Source organism: Clostridium beijerinckii, assembly GCF_008705175.1.
GTDB lineage: Bacteria > Bacillota > Clostridia > Clostridiales > Clostridiaceae > Clostridium > Clostridium beijerinckii.
This window is the reverse complement of the sequence record NZ_CP043998.1, coordinates 3,113,789-3,136,728: the sequence shown is the minus strand read 5'-3', so window position 1 is coordinate 3,136,728 and position 22,940 is coordinate 3,113,789. Positions and strand designations below refer to the sequence as shown.

The window sequence follows — 22,940 nt, the reverse complement described above, 5'->3', positions numbered from 1 at the left end:
CAATAAATATTAATATTGGGCCTGTAACAAGGCTCTTTTTTTATTCTTTATGAATTTATATTCTCTCGACTACAACCTCTGAGGGCCATAAATTATATACTTAGTAACTGCTAAATGTATTTGTGTAAAAATTTTCATCTGCAATCAAAGTAAAAACAAAAAATTAAGATGTCTTTGTGATTATATGTTATAATTATTTTTTAGTGAGAAATTATGTAAATATATGAAGGGGATCGAATTAAGTCTCTTCAATGTTTAATACTAGCTTTTGAATTTAGTATACATATATTGTTAGGAGAATAGAAAAAATGAACTTAGATATTGATTTAGACAATTTTGAAATAAAGAGAGAGTTACTTATTAAAGTGGATACAAATGGAGTAATTAAATCTATTTCTAAAAACTGTTATAGGATTTTAGGATTTATGCAAAATGAAATTCTAAATACTAATATTGATAAATTTTTAGGTTATAAATTTAATGATTTATTATCACGTGAAAGTTTTGAGACTTTAGTTTTAAAAAAAGATGGTAATCAGTTACTTTTTGAGGTTGTCTCTAAACCTGTTCTTGATGATGGTTCTAAAATAGTTGGAGCATACCTATCTCTTATAGATATAAGCAAATATCTTCACATTGAAGAGAGGTATAATCAGCTAATCAAAACGTGTGAAAAAACTCAGGACATTTTTTTTGCATTTCAAATTTTACCTGAGTTCAAATTTATATATCTTACTTCTTCAATTGAAGAGATTTTAGGATATGATCTAGAAATACATTATACTAATGCCAATTTGCCATTTGAAATTATTCATCCTGATGATCTTCATATACAAAAATCTAAAATAGATAAAAACTCGGATTTTTCCAAAGCTTTTTGTGCAAGATTTAAACATAAAGATGGACATTATGTCTGGATAGAGGATTTTTTAGTTCCTACATATAATGAAAATGGGGATTTGGTATCTGTATCAGGATTTAGCAGGGATATTACAGAAAGAAAAAAATTAGAAAAAATGCTAGAAGAACAAAATAAATTATTGGAAATGGATGTTACTGCTGAAATAAAGGCGAATAAAATCATGGAAAATACATTAAAAAAGCAGGAAGAGTTATTAGTTAATATATCTCACGAACTTAAAACTCCATTAAATGTAATTTCGGCAACAGCTCAGTTATTAGAAATGTATTATATGGATGATTCAATAATAAATAAAAAGGATATATTTATTAAATATTTTAAATCAATAAAGCTAAATACCTATAGGTTATCAAAGCTTATTAACAATATAGTGGACTCATCAAAAATAGAAGCAGGATTTTTTCAACTTAACCTAGTAAATGTGAATATAGTTAATGTCGTAGAAGAAATAGTTATGTCAGTAACAAGTTTTGTTAAAATTAAAGGCTTAAATATTATTTTTGACACGGATACGGAAGAGAAAATTATTGCGTGTGATCCAGAAAAAATCGAGAGAATAATGCTAAACCTTATTTCTAATGCTACAAAATTTTCAAATGATAATGGTGAAATATTTGTAAAGGTTAAGGATATGAATGAATGGGTTGAAATATCAGTAAAGGATAATGGGATTGGTATTGAAGAGAAAAAATTGGATATTATATTTGATAGATTTGAACAAGCGGATAAATCTTTGTCTAGAAATGCGGAAGGTACTGGTATTGGATTGAGTCTAGTGAAATCTATTGCTCTATTGCATGGTGGCAGTATAAATGTTGAAAGTGAATATAGAAAAGGGAGTAAGTTTACTGTGACCCTTCCAGCTGGAGCAGTAGCTAAGGAAAATATGATATATGATAGAAATATTAAAAATAAGGATGAACGTATAAGAATAGAATTTTCAGATGTTTATTTTTAACTTTTAAAATTATGAATTATTAAGAATTCAAAAATATATTTTAGTACATAAAAGAAAATAACAGATCCAAATATGCTGATGAATTAACTTGGTATTTTCTTAATAGTGCCTTAATTGGTACAAACAAGATTAAAAAACCGCACTTAGCATAGATATATACTAAATACGGTTTTTTAAAGAGCATAACAATCTTCACTAGCACAATAATAGATAGCTTATCATCATATTATAATCTTTCGACTATAATACAACAAATCACAACCAATTACCATGTTTCGCTCCACCACACAACATATTTATTCAACTTAATATAACCTCACGGCTGTATTAAATCAATTCAACACATTGAATAATGTTAACTCGACCTTATATAATAAGTTGGAGTACTATTATAATAGATATAATCAACTATAATAAAACTTTTCCCCACCAGATAAAATCTTATCGCCGACTATCATAACAACTATATGTTATAACCATTATAAAATCTTTGTTCGACTTATATACACCCTTATATCAAGAGCATATATAAATCTTTGCTCGACTGTTATGTTCCTTATGATATTAGCATGTGTAGTTTTGTTTTGAATATACATGATACGAAAAATAAATTTAAAAATATTTAATGGAAATTGTATTGCAAAATTGTTTCAAGGATATTAAAAGAGGATTTCTTATAGTTTTTGAGAAAAATAAAGAAGTTGAGAAATGAGGAAAGATAATTGAAATAATTAAAGTCTGCTAGATTAAGGAGTGTCTTAAAGGAGGCTGGTAATTTTTTTATCTACCAAGAACATACGTGCGTATATTTCGCTTGATGATGGAAATAATTGTAATATAGACATATGAGTGATCAAACCTAAATTTATGATATAATGGAGGTAGAAATATGGATAGAAAAAATGACTCATTTATAAACTTATTATATACTATTATTAATCCAGATAGTGTATATGAATTAGGGATTAAAGCGGAAGCAGACGATGAATTTATCACAATGTATGGTGTTGGTGGCGAGCATTATTCTTATAGGAAAAATATTAATTCAGTTAATATAGGAAGAAATTGTCTAGAAGATGTAAATATAGATTTTGGATTAATTGATGAAGAAGGACATATAAATGGTTTACTTGGACTTGATGTATTATTAAAATTAGGTGTAACTATCAACTTAAAAGAATTGAAATTATATAGCAGTTAAGGTACTAGAATCTAGTAAAGAAATATTTGTAAGCTAAGATTTTCTTATATTTGGAAAATCTTGGCTTTCATAATTTTATAAAGTTTATGCTATGTTCTTTAGAACAAGTTATATATTCTTTAGCAACTTCAGCCCTTCCGACTTCAGAAGAACCCCTGGGGGAAACAAGGTTTTCCATATGCAAGCATTGCACTAATTTATATATTTCGTGCAGTGCTTTTTTGCTAAGGACGATATAGAAAAAACAATATGTTTCTAAAAAAAATAAATACCTAAAAAGTATTTTTTGTTCCTAAATTCTCGGATAATATAAGTTTTTATTATATTGTGATATAGTAAAATTAAAAAAGATTTTGATGGAATGTTTAAATTACATAGAAAGCAAGATGGAGAGGAAAAAACTACAATGGAAAAAAATAAAATCACGGATTTAACAACAGGAAATCCTGGTAAACAAATTTTTTATTTTGCATTACCTATATTTCTTGGGAGTGTGTTTCAACAAATGTACAATTTGGCGGACACAGTGATTGTTGGACATACACTAGGAGAAAATGCCTTAGCAGCTATAGGGGCTACAACCCCACTGTTTGGACTTATTGTTGGCATGGCGGTTGGTATAAATAATGGATTTGCTATTGTGATTGCAAGATATTTTGGAGCAAAAGAGATGCATAACATGAGACAGGCTGTGGCGATGACAGTAATTCTTGACCTTATAATATCAATAGTATTTACGGCTGTTGGAGTAGGTACAATAATGTATCTTCTTAAATTTTTAAATACTCCAGAAGAAATAATAAACGATGCATATGGATATATTGTAATTATTTTAATGTTTATGATTGTTACTATAATGTACAATATGATAGCAGGGGTTCTAAGAGCATTGGGCGATAGCCGTAGTCCACTTATATATTTAATTTATGCTTCAATTCTAAATGTAGTGTTGGTTTTTACATTTATTTTAGTATTTAAATGGGGTGTTAGAGGTTCTGCTTATGCAACTGTCATATCACAGATTGTAGCTGTAATCTTAGGATTTAATCATATTATAAAAAAATGTCCGGAGCTAAAATTATCCAAAGGAGATTTTAAATATGATGGTACTATGGTAATGGAATTAATTACTTCAGGATTGTCTATGGGATTTATGCTATCACTTGTTTCAATTGGTTCAGTTGCACTTCAAGGTGCAATAAACAGCTTTGGTAAGGAAATAATAACTGCACATATGGCGGCAAGAAAAGTTAGTGAAATTTACATGATGCCACTTGGAACATTGGCAACAGCATCAGCCACGTTTGTAAGTCAAAATTATGGGGCAAAGAAATATGAACGGATAAATATTGGACTTAAAAAAACAGTTATCATGGGTGCAATATGGTCAACAATAGTTGTTATAACTGCCTTTGCCTTTGGAACATATATAATAAAATTTTTAACTGGATCAAATGATACTTTAATTATAGATACAGCAGTAAAATATTTAAGAATTAATACTCCTTTTTATTATGTATTAGCCACACTTCTTATATATAGAAGTACGCTTCAGGGAATCGGAAAGAAATTTACGCCACTTGTTTCTAGTTCAATTGAACTTTTTGGGAAATTTGCAGTTGTAGGATTTTTAGCTCCATCAATGGGTTATTTAGGAGTATGTATATCAGAACCACTTATTTGGATTACATGTGCAATTTTTGTACTTATAGTTTTTTACTCAGATAAAAATTTTAGAGTTGAAATAAAGTAATATAAAAACTAAAAGCCATGGGATAAAAATTATAGAAAAGGAAGAAGAAGATAAATGATTAAGTTAATAGCAGCAGATATGGATGGAACATTGATTGGGAAAAATCACGATATACCAAAAGAAAATATAGAAGCAATTAAGGCTGCACAAAAAAATGGAATTAAGTTTGCAATTGCTACAGGAAGAGCATATTCTGATGTAGAGCCGTTTATACATAAATATGACTTACAATGTGATTGTGTTGTACTAAATGGAGCAGAATATAGAGATATTAATGGAGATATAGTTGAACATACTTATATCGAAAAAAAACGAGCAATAGAAATTTTAGAGGTAATGAAATGTACAGATCTGGCTATAGAAATATACACAGATGATGGATTTTATACAACAAATACAAAAGAAGAAACTTTAGCTGGAATGGTAAAAAGATGGAAGCATTAGAAGGACTAGCTGTATCAGCAAGTTTTGGAACTAACATTGAAGTAAATCATATGGATGCTGAGAAGGGAAAAATTCTTGCAAAAGTAGCACAAAAATTGGATATAAAAAAAGATGAGGTAGTAGTGCTTGGAGATGGCTTAAATGATTATTCTATGTTTACAGAATTTGAAAATTCATTTGCCATGGGTAATGCAGTTGATGAAATAAAAGAAGTAGCTAAATATATTACAGATATAAATGTAAATTTTGGAGTAGCTAAAGCAATATATCGAATATTAAACGGGGAATTATAAAAATATTAAATTCGACAATTAGAAGGATTAAGTATTGAAGAAGTTGCTAAAATAAGAGTAAAGAAAAGGAAGTTCTTCATTGATTGCAAATGAAATACATGGGTATGATATAATAAAAAGGTTAGTATGGATATTGTTATATGGATTGTAATGATAAAGAGGAAATATTGTATAAAAAGGTATGTTTGTAGCAATAATAGTGAAAATATAGAAAAGAGATGATCAAATGATAAAAGCAAATTTTAATGATTATAAGTTATGCAATGAGTTATTAAAAGCAATTAGTATGCTGAATTTCAAGGAGTTAACAAAAGTTCAAGAACAGGTTATACCGATTGCGTTAGAAGAAAAGGATATAGTAGTAAAGTCTAAAACTGGAAGTGGTAAGACTGCATCATATGCTATTCCTATTTGCCAATTAGTGGATTGGGAAGAAAATAAACCTCAAGCATTAGTGATTACACCAACAAGAGAACTTGCTATCCAAGTCAAAGAAGATTTTTTTAATATAGGTAGATTTAAAAGAATTAAAGCAGCTGCAATTTATGGGAAGTCACCTTTCTATGATCAAGAAAAGGAACTTAAACAAAAAACACATATAGTAGTTGGGACACCTGGTCGTATTATAGATCATATAGAAAAAGGTACATTTGATACATCAAAAATAAAGTATCTTATAATAGATGAAGCCGATGAAATGCTTAATATGGGATTTGTAGAGCAGATAGAAACAATAATAAAAAGCTTATCAAAAGAACGTGTGACTATGTTATTGTCAGCCACAATGCCAAAAGACATAGAGACTTTATGCAATAAATATATGAAAGAGCCTATACATATTGAAATAGAGGAGCAAAATAAATCTGTAGATAATATATGTCAAGAAAGATATAACGTAAATGAATCACATAAAATAGATCTCTTAAGAGATATAACTATATTAGAAAATCCAGATAGTTGTATGATATTCTGCAATACAAAACAAAAGGTAGATGAAGTTTATAAAGAATTGGCAAAGCTCCAGTATGATTGCAGAAAAATACACGGTGGAATGGAACAAAGTGATAGATTAAGAGTAATGAATAATTTTAAGCTGGGTTATTTTAGATATTTAATAGCCACAGATGTTGCAGCTAGAGGGATAGATATAGATAATATCACCCATGTAATTAATTATGATATACCAGAAGACAAGGAAAGTTATGTTCATAGGATAGGAAGAACTGGACGTGCAGGCAAGATGGGTAAGGCAATTACTTTTGTAACACAAAATGAAAGTAAGTTTTTAAATGATATACATGAATATATCGGTAAAGAAATTCTTTTGAAGGAAAGACCTAAAGTGGAAACTGTAAATAGTCTCAAAGAAGAATTTGCTTTAAAGATGAATACAAGACCTGAAATTAAAGAAACAAAGGGTGCGAAGCTAAGTAAAGAGATTATGAAATTACATATTAATGCAGGTAAGAAAACAAAGATGAGAGCGGTAGATATTGTAGGCACGCTTTGTAATATTGAAGGTATGACAAAAGACGATATAGGAATAATCAATATAGTTGATATATCTACCTTTGTAGAAATATTAAATAATAAAGGAGAGTGGGTGTTCCAGCAGTTACAAAAAACACCTATCAAAGGCAGGCTTCGTACCGTAAGTAAAGTTGATATATAAGAATAAACAAGGTGTTCTTATGAATTTGAGAATAATATTTTACCTGATGACGTTTTAATGTTGTGAGAGCGAGTAGTTCTTATGAAGAGGTAATAAAGAAGTCCATTTTTCTATTTCTAAGATAAAAACCCCCGACATCTGTCGGGGGTTTTATGTAGTTTCTATACCTAATATTTTAAATGCAATGGTTTTCATTAATTTGAATTTACTTATACTACAGTTAGATTATATTTTTGGATTTTAACTTATTAATGCTTTGCTTAACTAAATCAATTGCTTCAGACTTACTCTGCCCCTTATGCTTTATCTCATTATCACCTATTTTTGCAATTGCCTTATATGGGTATTGATTTTCATTATTCTGTATTACGATTATTTCATGATCTCCATATTTCTCCATAAAGCATACCACCTCTATATATTTTTATCTTATTATATCATATTCTAAATATTTTGAATATTCCTTCTTTTAAAATTTTTCTGAAAAAATACTCAAAACTAAACATGGAAGAAATATTAAGAATTAAGACTTGAATAACTGGATGATATGGGGGATTAGTTTGAATAATGTAAAAAGTAGACTTAATAAAAATTATTATAGTAAATTATTTTTTAGTGTTAATATAAAGTGAGTCGTATAATTAAGTTATCTTCTAAAAGTTTAAATTTAATTGATGGTAATAATGGGGCTAAATATGATGAATGAGTTAATACTTATGAAAATAGGGGGAAGACTTATTAAGCATTAAGCTACAACAACTTTGAAAATTCAAAGAAAGTACCAATCATAAGGGGAATATGATTGGTACTCTTTATTTATTAGGAAAATTTATTTTGCAGGGGTAAATCCTTGTTTCTTCATTGCATCCTTAACTTTTGGATAATATATATTTTGATAAACACTTGAAGTTAAAGTACTCCAATTTTTTTCTTTGTCATATCTGCCGATGTCTTTTAAGTAAGCTTCCATTTCTTCATCGTAGCTATCAATAGAATTTTCTATAGCTTCTTTGTTATAAGTATCATTGTGTCTAAAGCTTTCAAATGGAATTCTTGGCTTTTGGTGTGATTCATCTGAAGGATATCCAATTGCAAGGCCTACAAGTGGGAATGTATATTTAGGCAAATCTAAGAGTTCTATAACTTCTTCTGGATTTTTTCTTATTCCACCAATTGGAACAGTTCCAAGTCCTAGAGATTCAGCTGCAATTATTGCTGCACCTAAAGTAATTCCACTATCTACAGCACCAACTAGAGCACTTTCAATGTCTTCATGTATTATTTGCTTATAACCAGTTTTTTCGCCAGCTAAATAAGTTCTATAAAAATCCATTACGAAAACTAAGAAAACAGGAGCTTTAGCTACATATTCTTGATTTCCAACAAGTTCTGCAAGTTTTTCTTTTTTTGCCTTATCTCTTATAGCTATGACAGTTGTTTGCTGACCATTTATTGAATTAGGCATAGCTTGAGATGCTTTTATTATTTCATCTATGATTTCATCTGAAATATCCTTATCTAAATATTGTCTAATTGATCTATGATTTTTTATATTTTCTATTGTATTATTCATTTTATTCAATCCTTTCAATTTTACGATTTATTACAATTTCATTATAGTCTTATTTTTAAGGGAAGTTACACCTTCTGGAGTATGAGTTGATAAATAAACTGTATCATTTTCTTTTATAAAAGTTCTGACTTTATTTAATGTTTCAATTGCTTGTACTTTATCTTCAAAGACAACAGATAATTGGTTTTGCCTTAAAGCTTCGTCTGTGTAAGTAACATCACCATGAATCATGTAGTGAATACCGTTATCATAAACAACAATTAATGAATTTCCAGTAGTATGTCCATAAGCTGGCAGCATATAAATATTTTCACTTATAATTTGGCTTTTATCAAAGTTTTTATACTGTCCATCAGTAAAATTAACTTCAACTAAATTGTCGGCTGCAATATTCATAGCCTCAAGCTCTATTTTTGATATATAAATCTTTGCATGATCAAACATTCTAAGTTCACCAGCATGATCTGGATGTTTATGAGTTAAAACTACTTTGCTAACATCTTCTGGAGCATAACCAACATTTTTTAGTGCTTCTTTAAAATTAGAAATTTTTTCACCCATATATAAAGCTTGATCAGGTTTATCTTCAAAATCAGGAGTCTCAACTGGTAAACCTGTGTCTACCAAGATAACCTCTTTTCCAGTATCTATTAAATAATTTTGCAGGCTTGCAGGGTAATCTTTGTTTATATTAATTTTTTCTTTTTCAAGTGATCCTCCAAATGCAAAAGATTCTTTCATTCTTCCATTTTTATAAAATTCCAATGCTAAAATTCTCATAATCCATTCCTCCAAAATAATTAATCTTTATCTAATGTTCAGTATGACTAAATTATATTGAATAAAATTAAATTTGTCAATCGATATTTTGGCTTAAATAAATAGAATTTATTAATTACTTGAAAGATTAGGAGAATCATGAGTGATATTGAAGCTACAAAAGAAAGAAATATAGCTGTATGTAATGTAGTAGGGTATAGCATCTCAGTTAGTTATTACATTTATATACTTCTTATTTTATTTTTTTAGTAGAACATATGTACGTATAATTTGTTAGCGGTTGGAAATAATTATAGTATAGATAAATGAGCGCTTAAATCTAAATTTATGCTATAATTGAGGTAAGTGAATGGATTATAAGAGGGCTACAAATAATGTACATGATAAATCATATAAAGATCTTTATTCAAATAAATTAGTGTTTGTTAATTTAATTAAAGAAATGCTTAATGCATCTTGGGCAAAAGAATTAAATGAAGAAAATTTAATTTTAGTAGATAAGCAGTATATATTAGCAGACTATGAAGAAAATGAAGCGGATATTGTATATAGGGCAAATGTTGGTGGAGAAGAAATCATATTCTATACACTTTTAGAATTTCAATCAACTGTGGATTATAGAATGCCCTTAAGATTATTCTTTTATATTAATGAAATACTTAGAGAATATACTAAAAATTTAACAGAGGAAGATAAGAAAAATAGAAAAGGATTTAGAGTTCCAGCAGTAATTCCAATTGTATTATATAATGCTATAAGAAAGTGGAATGTACCTCTTTATTTTAAAGATATAGTAAATAAAAATAAGTTGTTTGGTGAGAATATAGTAAACTTTAAATATTCACTTATTGATGTAAATCATCAATATACAAAAGAAGAATTAATAAAAAACAATAATATTACATCAGATATATTTTTATTAGATCAAAAGGTAGAACCATTAGAATTTTTTGAGAGGTTAAAGGCTGTAGCACTAAAATTTAATAAATTAACAAGTAGAGAAAAAGAAATATTGAAACACTGGCTTAGGAATACTGTTGATGAAACCGTAAGAGAAAGTGTTGTTAAAATACTAGAAGCTGATAAAGAAGGAGTGGAAAATATGGTAGCAAATAATGCTTTTATGATTAAAGAAATGAAAGAAAAAGTTGAAAAAGAAACTAGAAAGCAAGATAGAATCGAGATTGCTAAAAATGCAATAAAATTGGGTATGAATGATGAAGATATAAGCAAATTAACAGGCTTAAATGTAGATGAGATATCTAAAATAAGATTCAAGAATTAATTTAAGAGATAAGCTGAGATTTTCTAATATTTAGAAGGCCTCAGCTTTAATTATTCTAAACAAAATTATATTATAGTCGATATAAAAGTGCAAAAGCATAGTAAGAACCAATAAGATAAAAGCTACAATAAATAGAGTTCATCAAAAGATATATTATATATTAAAAGCTTTTAAATATTTAGAATATTTCGAATATCATGTTTTCGCTAGAGGTTGGATTATAAATATGATACAATAACTAATAGAAATTATTATATAACATTAATACTTTATTTTGAGAATTAGAATTAGGAGAGATACGCGATGAAAACTGATTTATTAGAAAAAGGGGCAATATTACAAAGGGATAAGGAAACATATGCAATTGCTCCACATTTAACTGCTGGACTTGTAACTCCAGAGATTTTAAGAAATATTGCAGATGTAGCTGAAAAATATAATGCAGCGGCTATTAAAGTTACAGGAGCTCAAAGAATTGCATTAGTTGGATTAAAAGAAGAAGATTTAGATAATGCTTGGGATGATCTAGGGATGGATCCAGGTGCAGCAGTAGGTCTATGTGTAAGAAGTATAAAAGTATGTCCAGGAACTACTTTTTGTAAAAGAGGTCTTCAAAATTCAGTGGCAGTTGGTTCAAAATTGGACAGCTTATATCATGGAAAAGAATTACCTAATAAATTAAAAATGGGAGTAAGTGGTTGCCCTCATAGCTGTGCAGATAGTGCATTTAAAGATATAGGATTAATAGGAAGCGGAAAAGGATGGATGTTCTATGTTGGCGGAAAAGGTGGAGCAAGACCAAGAATAGCAGATAGAATAGCACTTTCTGTATCAGAAGAAAAAGTATATGATTTAATAGAAAAAGTTATTGAAGTATATAGAGAAAATGCAACTAACAGAGAAAGATTAGGAGATTACATAGATAGAGTAGGATTAGATGAGTTCAAAGAACAAATAAATCTTAATAGTTATCTATAAAGTGAAAATTTTAATACAGGGTTTTATCTGAATAGAAAATTTTCAAATTAATGAACAAATCAATTAGTTTCAATTTAATATATCTAATAGTGTAAAAGATCATGCTAAATAATAGCATGATTTTTTATTATTTCAAGCACAGCAGGAATATCTGCAGGAGCCCATTTCAAAGAAAGCAGACTTTCTGGCTTCAGCCATAATAAAGCTGCATGTTCATTAGCTTTAGGATAGCTATTTACTAATTCGCAGTTAGTAGTTATCAAATTTACAATAAAATCATCATATTCATGTCTATTTTCATTATGTATATTAATATATCGCACTTTACAATTTAATTCTTCAAAAATTTCTCTTTCAATAGCTTCTTTTGGAGTTTCGTTAGCTTCTATTTTACCACCTGGAAACTCCCAAAGATTTGGTGATTTCATAATAGGAGAGCGTAAAGCACATAATATTTTTTCGTTCTCATTTTTTATAATTGCAGCTACAACATTAATAGTTTTTTTCATCATAACACCTCAAAAAATATTTTATAGTATATGTATTGTATTTTCAAATAAACTTATAAAATTTAAACCTTCTTTTAAATAAACCTTTTTAACAACAAACAACATTATGGAATATTATTTATAATTATGTTAAAATACAATAAAATGATATTTTGTAATTTTAGGAAAAATAGGGGGATAATATGAAAAAATTGAAATTAACAAAAGTAATTGCTAGTGCTTTGGTAGTAGCTTCTGTATTAATGTTAAATCCAATAGGTGCAAATGCAGAATGGAAGCAAGATAAAAAAGGCTGGTGGTATTCAGAAGGAAATTCATGGGCTACAGGCTGGAGAGTAATTGATGGAAGTTTATATTATTTTGATACAAAAGGCTATATGTTAGGTAGTACGCCAAATGAGTTTGGGGATAATGTCATTAATAGTAGTGGTCAATTTCAAAATGTCACAATAGAAGGAGCATGGGCTTTTTATAAACAAACTGGTGTAATAATGGCTTATTTAGGTAATGACAGCAATGTTGTAATTCCAGATAAAATTGATAATGTTGCAATAAAAAGTATAGGAAATAAAGCATTTTATCTAAATAAGAATATAACAAATATAACTATTCCAAATGGTATAACAGCCTTAAGAAGATCAGCGTTTTTTGGGTGTACGGGTTTAACAAGCATAAACATTCCTGCTAGTGTACAAAGTATAGATGGATATGCATTATCAGGATGCACAAACTTAAAAAATATATCTGTAGATAGCAACAATATAACTTTTAAGAGCGTTGATGGAGTATTGTATAGCAAAAATGGAACTAAATTGTTAAATTATCCTGTTGGGAAAGTTGACGAAAAATACGCAATTCCAGATGGTGTGACAGATATAGGATGGAATGCATTTTCTGGAGGAGTAAATTTAAAAAGCATAGAAATACCTAGCACTGTAACAAGCATAGGAAGTAGTGCCTTTGATGGATGTAAGAATTTAAGCAGTATAACTATTCCTGATGGAGTTATAGATATAGGAATTGGTACTTTTTATGGATGTACAAACTTAAGCAGTATAAAAATTCCTAATACTGTTATAACAATAGAGCATAGTGCATTTCAAAACTGCATAAACTTAACAAACATAGTTCTTCCTGACAGTATAACTAAAATAGAACAAGGAGCATTTAATGGATGTAAAAATACTTTGTTTAATGTAAAAAGTGAGTCAGTGAAACAACTTTTAATTAAAGCTGGTGTAGATTATAATAAAATTGTAGGGAATTCCTAAGATTAAACAGTAAGTAGTAAATTAGTAATTTTATAAGCTGAGATTTTCTTATATATTGCAAAAAAATTCTTAATCATAATTTTAAAAATATTGCAAGAATTTTAGCCGCAATTGTGAAATGTGCATTGTGAATCGCAATATATATATTTAGAAAGTCTCAGCTTTAATAAATAATATTTCTTAGAAGAATTTGCTGATATTATAGCTTATTTCATACTAGTTTTATTATTTCTTAGGTCAAATTTTTCAATTTGCTCTGGACCTCTTAATATTTTTCTTTTTATATGAAGAATACCCTCTGAATCAGTTCTGATTCTCCATTCAATAAGCATAATTTTTCCATCTACTATTTCAATTCCTTGGATTCCACTTGCCCTAACACATGATCCATCATTGAAGTAAGGTAATTCCTTGACTTTTGGAAAGTGGGGCCTATGAGTATGTCCGCAGATGATCATGATTTTATTCATTTTAATCCAATGACTATAAATACGCTCGATTTTATGAATCCTTTCAGAACTCTTTACAGGGCTTGCAGGATTTATGAATCCTATTGAGTGAAGGAATTTCCAAAAATATCTTACTGTAAGCATATTAAAACGCCACAAATTGTCGTTCATCCTGTCTCCTTGATGACCATGAACAGTTAGTATTTCCTGACCTGTGTTTTTATGTTTAAATACCACTGCCTCATATGGTGTGATTCCAGGAAATAACTCTATTTCTTCTTCGTTATATTCATCATAGAATTTATAATAATTCTTTTCTACATAATTGCTATATTTTAAGTGTACATTGTGATTACCATATAACATAATCAATCTATCAGAATCAAAGAACTTTTTTAATAGAGCATATACTTCATCATGTGCAAGTCTTATATGTTTAAAGTTAGAGTGTTCCCAAAGTTCATCTCCATCGCCAACTTCAACATAAGTATACCCATTATTAAGATAGAATTCTAATGCAAATAAAAAAATATTTTGATTTTTTGCAAATTCATCAGAGGGTGTACCATCACCTCTATGGCAATCACTGAAAAATATGTATTTAGAGTTGTTATCAAAATATTCAATTTTAGCATTCTTATAAGCTTCTGTTAATCGCTTTTCTGCGAGCTTTTTTTCCGCTATCATAGTACACCTCTTTTATGATATTTAAAATTAATTTAATTATATGTAGTTAATCTGCCCCTTTAAAGAAGAATATATGTTAGTCAGATACCATTTTTTATCGTGCTTAAAGCAATTTAATCAATGATTCTAACTCTTCAGATAAGGCTTTTGCACGTTCAAAATCAGTATTTCTTAGGGAGATGGCTATTTTAATTTCTAAATCTCTTTTCTTTTGTTCAATTTCTAAATAGTCTTTATCAAAGTATTTCGCATAAATCATCTTTCTAAATTTTCTCATATTCATTTTTCTGATTGTTTTATCTTCAATAAGTAAAACATAATCTACGCAATTAATTATGGAATAGTAATCATGAGATATCATTAAAATAGCACCATTGTATTTTTCTATAGCTTCTTCAAGGGCCATTTGTGAATATATATCTAAATGGCTTGTTGGTTCATCTAAAAGCAGCATATTTGCTTTGCTTGCAGAAATTTTGGCTAATTGAAGTATATTCTTTTCACCACCAGATAAATCTTTTACTTTTTGGTTGATTCTTTCTTCTTCAAAATCATAGTTTGAAATGTAAGTTTCAACATCATCATAAGTTTTAAATCCTGCGTCTAAGAATTCTTCAAGTATTGTATTAGACTCATTTAATATTTCGCCTTGAAGCTGTGATAAATATGCAACTTCAATTTCAGAATCTATTTCAATAGCAGGGTTGTCATTCTTAAAGATATCTCTAAGTAAAGTAGTTTTTCCTGTACCATTTAAACCAACAATAGCTACTTTATCGTTAGATTTAATCTCAAAATTAACATTTTCTAAAAGTATCTCATCAAAGCCAGTACTATAATTATTAACTTTTAGAGCAACTTTTTCTTCAACTTGGTTGTTAGTAGTTAAACGTATATAAGGCTGCTTGATTTCAACAAAAGGTCTTTTTATTCTACGAGCTTCTAATCTTTCTAGGAATTTCATTTTACCTTTTAGATACCTTCCAGCAGCAGTTTCCCCTGTAACTTCAGCTCTATCTCTCAGTCTCTTGATTATGCGTTCGTTTCTCTCAATTTCTTCATCATCAGCAACAGATAGTTCTTGAAGTTCGATTTTAGTTTGAAGTAATGTAAAGTTATAGTCTATATAGCTTCCATCAAACTCTTGGAGCTCATGATTTTCAAGGTGAATAATTTTATTGAAACAATTATTCAATAGATATCTATTGTGAGTAATAACTAACATCATTCCCTTATGAGAATTTATTAGGTTTTTAAGAGAATTAAGATTTTCAAAGTCTAAAAATACATCAGGTTCATCCATAATCATTAAGTCTGGACTATTAAGCATTTCCCTAATTACTTGGATAAGCTTAAACTCTCCACCGCTTAAATCAGATATCTTTGAATCCTTAAGTTTACTTAGGTTTGCAAGATTTAATTTCTTACTAAGAGTGCTTTCAAAATCATCTCCACCAATTACATCAAGAGCATCTAAAGCTTCTTGATATTTTTCTAGTAGGGCATCAATATCAGAAGATGTTTCCATTAAGCTACAAATAGAAGTTATCTCATTTTGCAGTTTAATATAATCTTCACATAGATATTCGAAAACTGTTGTTTCTTTTGTGTTATCTACCTCACAGAACTGACTCACATATCCAATCCTACAATTTGGATCAATCTCTAGAGTACCATCAAACATATAGTTCTCAGGATCCATGAGTATATCTATTAGTGTACTTTTCCCACTACCACTAGAACCTATAAAAGCACAATGCTGATCATTTTCTAAAGTAAATGAAATATTATGATATAGATCCTTATTTGGAAATGAGTACGACAAGTTATCAATTTTTATCATTTTATTACCTCGTTTTTCATATGATTAAATTCTATAATTATTTATATTATGTTATATCGTGTGGAATTTTACACTTGATTGTATCATAGATTGGGAAGTTTATAAACATTTGTGAGAGATATATTGTATGACTTAAGAAGTGGCTTATGTTTAATCTATGTAGCTTTACTCTAATGAAGTAAAACTTCAAAGTTGGGCGAGTATTGAAACACTGTCTTTATTTAGCTATAATATTGTTAGTATCAAAGCAAAATATAAACTAATTTGCATTAAAGAAAATATTTAGTGTTTTTTTAGAATGTTGAGTATGATGAATATAAAAAATAAAATTTGAGGAATTAAATGAAGTTAAATAATTCCAAATAAGTGGGAGACCTAAGGGGAAATGTTAGATAGTAACATCATATGAAAAACAACTTGAAGATAAGAGAGGTGATATAAGATGAAGTTAGAAAAAATAAAATTTAATAATCATGAAATATTTAATGATTTAGAGATAGATTTTAAAGATAATAATGAAAAAATATTAGATACAATTGTTATTATCGGTGAAAATGGTTCGGGAAAGACTACTTTATTAAAGTGCATTTATGATTCATTTGAAATAGATGAATGTGATTATGAAGAAGTGGGAGATAATAAAGTGGAGCTGACTCCTGCATTATATACAGCAACTGTGAAGTTAGAGAAGAATGAAATTGGGATGTTAAGTCCAGAGATTGCTTATGCATTAGGGGATAGGTCTACTGATCCTAAAGTTGTATATATGCCAACAGAAATAAATTTTGAAAAGATTAATAAGGTGGACAATACGCTGAATTTTACACCACATTTTCAAAATATAGTAGATCAAAATATGACTCAAAATGTGCCATCATTTATAGCTACAAGGATTAATAAAGAAATATTTAAAAACAGAAATAAAACTATAGGTCAAGTTATAGATAAAGTTTGTGATGATATAAATAGTATATTTTCTATTATGAATTTAGATATTAAGTTGGTAGGGTTATCTGAAACAAGTGAGACAAAACCTATATTTAGAAATAGCTTAGGCAAAGAATTTGATATTGCTGGTTTGTCATCAGGTGAAAAGCAATTGTTCTTAAGAGCATTGTCGCTTAAGTTTTTAGAAGTAAATAATTCAATAATATTAATTGATGAACCAGAAATATCACTTCATCCAGAATGGCAAAGAAAGATAATCGATGTATATAAGAGCATTGGACATAATAATCAATTAATTATAGCAACTCACTCACCTCATGTAATTGGGAATATAACATCTAATGAGTTAAGAGTAATGGCAAAAGATGAAAAGGGAATTAAGTTAGTTGATAATGATGAATTAAGTGAAACTTATGGAAAAAGCATAGGGGATATCTTAAGTACAACTATGAAATTAGATAGCTTAAGAAATGACGATATCACTGATAAATTAAACAAAATATATGATTTATTAAATAGAAATTTATATGATACAGAAGAATTTAAAAATTTATTTAATTATCTAAGAACGTATTTAGGAGATCTAGATAAAGATATTATGAGAATAAGATTGGATGTATCAGTTAGGAATAAAAAAAATGCTAAAGGTTAATAAAGAACAAGAACCTGACTTTTTATTAGATTATAAGAAAAAACATACTCATAAATCGTGGAAAGATTATAATAAGGACGATATTAGAAATAAAATTAAGGAAAATATATTACTTGTTGAGCAGGAAGAATATTGTCCTTATTGTGAAAAAAGAATATATACAAATGATGACGGTCACATAGAACATATAAAACCAAGAGATTTCTACCCTAAAGAATTTCAGGATTATAATAATATTTTGGTTTCTTGTAATGAAAAGAATAGCTGTGGAATTTATAAAAAGAATAATTATGATGATAAATTTATAAATCCAGTTATAGATAATCCTAATGATTATTTTTATTATAGTATTGCAAGTGGTGAGAGATAATACCTAAAAGTAATGATAAAAATAGTAATGAATATTTAAGAGCTAATTATACAATAGATATTCTAAACTTAAATAGCTATGAACTAAAAGAAGCTAGAAAGGCTTTAATTGATAATTTATAGGAAACATAAGGGGGAGACATATTAAAGTGCTTTGAAGATACAAATAGTATGAAGCTTGATATTGTTAAATCATTTTTATAAAAGCTGAGATTTGTACCATTAGGAAAATCTCAGCTTTTATATATAATATAAGAAATCACTATTTCTTAGGATTAATATATTTATGTTATGTTGAAATATAACATATGGGATAATAGAATTGTTGATGATATAAATTATATTTTAAGTTAAAGCATATTTAATTACTTTCCATTATCATTAATAGAGTCAGCTAGTAAATTTTCAATCTGCTGCATAAAGTTTATAATATCGCAGATAATAGTTGACCTTGTGCTCATTCTTAAATTTAATGTATCTAATTTATTACCCAAAGAATTCACAATCTCAGTGACAGAGTCAACACCAGTTACTGCACCGCTAATCTCAGAGCTTGTACGTTCAATTCCTTTAATTATATGCTGGCTAAACTCTTTGGCTTCAATAGTGCAATCAGTTACTTGTTTGAAATCTTTTTGAACATTTTGAGCATATTCATAGTTATCAGTAATTGTTGTTTTAGAATTTCTGATTTCCTCTCTAAGAGAGTCTATGCTTTCATATAATTCTTTAACACTTTTATCAATTCCACTAACTAATTCTGTTGTTGATAAGGATAATTTTCTAATTTCATCTGCTACAACAGAAAAACCTCTACCTGCTTCACCAGCTCTTGCTGCTTCAATAGATGCATTTAAAGCTAGGAGATTTGTATTGCTAGCTATGCCTGTTATACTATTTGACATATTTTGAATGTTTCTAGAGTTATTTTCTAATTCATGAAAAGCCTCTGTAATTGAATCTAGCTGAGTACATGTTCCATTAATTTTATCTGCCAACGTACCCATTTTATTATCTGCTTGCTTTACTGCACTGTCAGAGCGATTCATAACATCATTAATTTTATTAGCATATTGGCTAAAATCATTAAAATTAGAGTCTATATTGTTAATTACATTTTGTATGGCATTGATTTTTGAATATGTATTGTCGATTTCCTTAATGGATTGAGTCACTCTAACTTCTTCATCCATGAATTCGCCAAATTTTTTTTCCATATGTAAAATACCATAGTTAACATACTTATCGTAATTAGACATTTTTTCTGTGTTTAATTTGTTATTCTGTTCATTTTGAATATTTTCTTCTTCGTTTTGATTTTTATTTTTTTTAAATTTAAACCACTTCATATCGCATTACCTCATTCTATTCAAATACAGCAAGAACCATTGTTTGATTAAAGTGTTGATCTCTAAGCTGTTCTCCATAACCTGCAAAACCTATATAGTTACCTAAAGCATTGCCCATATTTTTAGCAAACTCATTTAAATACCCATCTGCTTCGAAAAGCATTGATCTTGCCAGACAGTTAACCATAATAGCTAATGATGGATTTGGAACTTCTTTTTTCACAGTAGCAATTGTTTCATTAATTACATTTTTATAATCATCAGGCTCTAAGAGAACCATTTTTGAATTATTATATACTTTCGCGTGATACGACATTCCATTATTTTTAGTAACCATTTGGTTCGCTGTAATATACAGGTCACTTCCAATAATTCTACCTAAAGGATAACTATCTAAATATTTAGGAAGATTTTCAACAGTGGTGTTTAATGCTTGTGCCATAACAAGTGCTGCTGGTTTATTATCATATTCATATACTATACGATTTCTTGTATCTACTTTAGTGGCAGTAAAATAATGAGCAGTTTTTTTATAAATATTTTCTCTGTATAATGTGATTTTACCGCTTAAATTTTTGATGATTACAAAAGCACATGTATTTTGGTATACTATGCCGTTAAAAGAAACCATTGTTTTTTCAGCCTTACCTTTGTCACCAGCAGATCCACCAAATAGGGGAATCTTATGTTCATCAAGGACTGAATTTAATGTAGATAAAACTAGTTCTTCACAGCTTATTAAAGCAGTAGAAATTTCAAAGCATATGGTATTAGATTTATCACGAAAATTATTAACACATTTAGTAACTCTGTCTATGTATTTAAGAGGATATTTATCTACCTCTTCTAATATATCGGCATAACATTCAATTCCATCCTCAATGCCCATAACCATCAGTGAATTTTTATAAGCCCCATCCATACAAAAGCCTGCAAATGTGGTGGAGCCAATAATAATACTGCTTTGAAATTTTTCTTTAATTTTCTTAGAATATTCTTCAAAAGGTTCAACATTGGAAAAAAATAAAATTAATTTAGGTGCTTTAAGCCCAAGCGTAGCTTCTGATACTGCTTCATTTAAATCACCTTTTGAACTTTTTCCTACTTTATAATTCATACGTACCACCTTCTATAATAAAGTGCATAACATTACATTCAATAAATTTTTTATTATGCAAAATTACTCAATATATCAATAAATTTGTCTATTTATTGATAATTGTACGTACTGCATAAATAAAAGTCAATGAAAATATTGGATTATTTACATTATTTTAACCCGTAGCGTTGTAAGTACAGCTTCCTATTGTAATGAATCATAAGGAAAAAATTATCTGAACAGTATGGTAAACAAGTATGGTACTAAGGAAGAAGCAGTTGATGATTATACAAAGCGAAAAAAATATTGAATATTAAGAAAAAACTGAAAATATTTTTGAAATTACAATTATTCTCATAATAGTTATTGACAATTGTGTAACATACCGTATAATAGATTTATACACAATGGCTGGTGTTAATAACACCAGCTATTTTTTTTTACAATAATTTTAACGTTAAAAAATTATCTTACAATAATTCTTTGGAATATATTCAAAATAGAAAAGTAAATATTATTATGCATAATATGGTGAAAACAATAAAATAGGATTAAAAATATTAACTATATGACAAAGGCGTCTATAAAATCAAGGAAGATTTTATAGACGCTTTTTTTGTATAAAACAGGACTAGTATTAAATAAAAAAATTGAAAATTTGGAGGAGATATTTATGATTAAAAAGACATTTTTCAAAAGAATATTGGGGGTAGTAACTGTATTAGCAATGACAGCAACAATGTTTATGGGGTGTAGTGAGACAGCTAAAGTAAGTTCAAATGGGGGAAGTGCAGCTAGTGGAGATACAATTAAGATCGGAGGAGTATTTCCATTAACTGGTGATGTTCCAGCTTTGGGTGCAGCAATGGAAAACGGATCTAAACTTGCAATAAAAGAAATAAATGATGCTGGTGGAGTTCTTGGTAAAAAGTTAGAGCTTGTTTCAGAAGACGATCAAAATCAAGCAGCAACAGCGCCAAATGCCATTACAAAGTTAATTACGCAAGATAAAGTTTCGGCAGTAGTCGGAACATATGCAAGTAAATGTTCAATTCCAATGGCAGCAGTTGCAAAAGATTCAAAAGTAGTTATGATTACTCCGGGGTCAACAAATGAGAAAGTTACTACTGAAGGTGGAGATTATGTATTTAGAGCATGTTTTATAGATCCATTACAAGGTCAAGTTGGTGCAAAATTCGCGTCAGAAAATTTAAAAGCTAAAAAAGTAGCAATGCTTTATGATATTGGTAATGATTATTGTGTAGGTATTTCAAAAGAATTTAAGAAAAACTTTGAAGCGGCAGGGGGGACTGTAGCATATGAAAAAACTTACAATGCAGGAGAAAGTGATTTCAAAGCATTTTTAACTGAAATAAAAGAATTAAATGTGGATGTAATTTATCTTCCAGATAACTACTCAACTGTTGGATTAATTGCAAAACAAGCAAGAGAAATTGGTATAAAGGCACCATTCGTAGGTAGTGATTCATGGAGTGATCCAGGTCTTGTAAAAGTTGGAGGAGATGCAATTGAAGGATCTTACTTTACAGATCACTTATCGTTAAAATCAGATAATGCATCAATTAAAAAGTTCGTTGAAAATTACAAAAAAGAATATAATGGTGATCCTAGTGCATTCTCAGTACTTAGTTATGATTCAGTATACATTTTAGCAGAAGCAATTAAAAAAGCAGGCAGCACAGATGAAAATGCTATTAAAGATGCAATGGCTAAGTTAGATGCAGATTGTGGAACCACACATTATAAATTCGATGATAAACATAACCCAATTAAGAGTGTAGTTATTAATAAAGTTGTAAAAGGACAATTTGAATTTGAAACTGAGGTTAAATAATTCTAAAGAAAATTAAATTTTATTGTTTAGCGGCTATATTAATGGGGTAA

The 22,940-nt window shown here is 28.6% G+C and carries 18 protein-coding genes and 1 pseudogene; 11 read left to right on the top strand and 8 right to left on the bottom strand.

Features of this window, described 5'->3' with window-relative positions:
• The first annotated feature begins 308 nt into the window (after positions 1-308).
• The 5 genes and pseudogenes from F3K33_RS14070 (at position 309) to F3K33_RS14050 (ending at position 7,243) form a co-directional block, all read left to right on the top strand.
• Positions 309-1,880 carry a PAS domain-containing sensor histidine kinase gene (locus F3K33_RS14070; RefSeq protein WP_023976492.1) on the top strand — a complete coding sequence of 524 codons (1,572 nt, stop codon included), beginning with the start codon at positions 309-311 and terminating at the stop codon, positions 1,878-1,880.
• Positions 1,881-2,769: 889 nt separating this feature from the next.
• A complete protein-coding gene (locus tag F3K33_RS14065) occupies positions 2,770-3,081 on the top strand; it encodes a pepsin/retropepsin-like aspartic protease family protein (RefSeq protein WP_023976491.1) in 312 nt (103 codons plus the stop codon).
• A 406-nt stretch (positions 3,082-3,487) separates the two neighbouring features.
• Positions 3,488-4,834: an MATE family efflux transporter gene (locus F3K33_RS14060; protein WP_238949045.1), complete on the top strand. Its 1,347-nt coding sequence runs from the start codon at positions 3,488-3,490 to the stop codon at positions 4,832-4,834.
• 54 nt (positions 4,835-4,888) lie between these two features.
• Positions 4,889-5,571, top strand: a pseudogene (locus F3K33_RS14055) (HAD family hydrolase).
• Positions 5,572-5,797: 226 nt separating this feature from the next.
• Entirely contained in the window at positions 5,798-7,243 is a 1,446-nt protein-coding gene (locus tag F3K33_RS14050) for a DEAD/DEAH box helicase (protein WP_039768619.1), read from the top strand.
• A gap of 220 nt (positions 7,244-7,463) precedes the next feature.
• Here F3K33_RS14050 and F3K33_RS14045 read toward each other — a convergent pair whose 3' ends face one another.
• The 3 genes from F3K33_RS14045 to F3K33_RS14035 all read right to left on the bottom strand — a co-directional run bounded on the left by F3K33_RS14045 (position 7,464) and on the right by F3K33_RS14035 (position 9,596).
• Positions 7,464-7,643 carry a hypothetical protein gene (locus F3K33_RS14045; protein ID WP_017210666.1) on the bottom strand — a complete coding sequence of 60 codons (180 nt, stop codon included), beginning with the start codon at positions 7,641-7,643 and terminating at the stop codon, positions 7,464-7,466.
• A gap of 429 nt (positions 7,644-8,072) precedes the next feature.
• Positions 8,073-8,816: an NADPH-dependent oxidoreductase gene (locus tag F3K33_RS14040; protein ID WP_039768615.1), complete on the bottom strand. Its 744-nt coding sequence runs from the start codon at positions 8,814-8,816 to the stop codon at positions 8,073-8,075.
• A gap of 30 nt (positions 8,817-8,846) precedes the next feature.
• Positions 8,847-9,596: an MBL fold metallo-hydrolase gene (locus F3K33_RS14035; RefSeq protein ID WP_039768613.1), complete on the bottom strand. Its 750-nt coding sequence runs from the start codon at positions 9,594-9,596 to the stop codon at positions 8,847-8,849.
• Between the two features lie 349 nt (positions 9,597-9,945).
• On the opposite strand from F3K33_RS14035, the gene F3K33_RS14030 reads away from it, so the two are divergent.
• A complete protein-coding gene (locus tag F3K33_RS14030; RefSeq protein WP_039768611.1) occupies positions 9,946-10,881 on the top strand; it encodes an Rpn family recombination-promoting nuclease/putative transposase in 936 nt (311 codons plus the stop codon).
• 303 nt (positions 10,882-11,184) lie between these two features.
• Complete coding sequence (locus tag F3K33_RS14025; protein WP_012058982.1) at positions 11,185-11,859, top strand: ferredoxin-like domain-containing protein; 675 nt, start codon at positions 11,185-11,187, stop codon at positions 11,857-11,859.
• 104 nt (positions 11,860-11,963) lie between these two features.
• On the opposite strand, the gene F3K33_RS14020 is transcribed toward F3K33_RS14025, so the two are convergent.
• Positions 11,964-12,368: a (deoxy)nucleoside triphosphate pyrophosphohydrolase gene (locus tag F3K33_RS14020; RefSeq protein WP_039768609.1), complete on the bottom strand. Its 405-nt coding sequence runs from the start codon at positions 12,366-12,368 to the stop codon at positions 11,964-11,966.
• A 182-nt stretch (positions 12,369-12,550) separates the two neighbouring features.
• Here F3K33_RS14020 and F3K33_RS14015 point away from each other — a divergent pair, with 182 nt between their 5' ends.
• On the top strand, positions 12,551-13,639 hold the full coding sequence (locus F3K33_RS14015; RefSeq protein WP_039768607.1) for a leucine-rich repeat domain-containing protein: 1,089 nt from the start codon (positions 12,551-12,553) through the stop codon (positions 13,637-13,639).
• Between the two features lie 206 nt (positions 13,640-13,845).
• Here F3K33_RS14015 and F3K33_RS14010 read toward each other — a convergent pair whose 3' ends face one another.
• Positions 13,846-14,775 carry a metallophosphoesterase gene (locus F3K33_RS14010; RefSeq protein WP_039768605.1) on the bottom strand — a complete coding sequence of 310 codons (930 nt, stop codon included), beginning with the start codon at positions 14,773-14,775 and terminating at the stop codon, positions 13,846-13,848.
• A 103-nt stretch (positions 14,776-14,878) separates the two neighbouring features.
• The gene (locus tag F3K33_RS14005) at positions 14,879-16,618 is read right to left on the bottom strand and encodes an ABC-F family ATP-binding cassette domain-containing protein (protein ID WP_039768603.1); all 1,740 of its coding nucleotides are present in this window, start codon (positions 16,616-16,618) and stop codon (positions 14,879-14,881) included.
• 442 nt (positions 16,619-17,060) lie between these two features.
• On the opposite strand from F3K33_RS14005, the gene F3K33_RS14000 reads away from it, so the two are divergent.
• Both F3K33_RS14000 and F3K33_RS13995 read left to right on the top strand, forming a co-directional pair.
• Positions 17,061-18,218: an AAA family ATPase gene (locus F3K33_RS14000; RefSeq protein ID WP_039768601.1), complete on the top strand. Its 1,158-nt coding sequence runs from the start codon at positions 17,061-17,063 to the stop codon at positions 18,216-18,218.
• Positions 18,205-18,588 (top strand): retron system putative HNH endonuclease, encoded by a 384-nt coding sequence (locus tag F3K33_RS13995; protein WP_167514415.1) that lies wholly within the window; start codon positions 18,205-18,207, stop codon positions 18,586-18,588. The genes F3K33_RS14000 and F3K33_RS13995 overlap by 14 nt, the downstream gene beginning before the upstream one ends.
• Positions 18,589-18,952: 364 nt before the next feature.
• On the opposite strand, the gene F3K33_RS13990 is transcribed toward F3K33_RS13995, so the two are convergent.
• Positions 18,953-19,936, bottom strand: coding sequence for a methyl-accepting chemotaxis protein (locus tag F3K33_RS13990; protein ID WP_039768599.1), 984 nt, complete (start codon positions 19,934-19,936; stop codon positions 18,953-18,955).
• 16 nt (positions 19,937-19,952) lie between these two features.
• Positions 19,953-21,053: an FIST signal transduction protein gene (locus tag F3K33_RS13985; RefSeq protein WP_039768597.1), complete on the bottom strand. Its 1,101-nt coding sequence runs from the start codon at positions 21,051-21,053 to the stop codon at positions 19,953-19,955.
• A gap of 655 nt (positions 21,054-21,708) precedes the next feature.
• Here F3K33_RS13985 and F3K33_RS13980 point away from each other — a divergent pair.
• Complete coding sequence (locus F3K33_RS13980; RefSeq protein WP_039768595.1) at positions 21,709-22,890, top strand: ABC transporter substrate-binding protein; 1,182 nt, start codon at positions 21,709-21,711, stop codon at positions 22,888-22,890.
• Positions 22,891-22,940 lie beyond the last annotated feature (50 nt).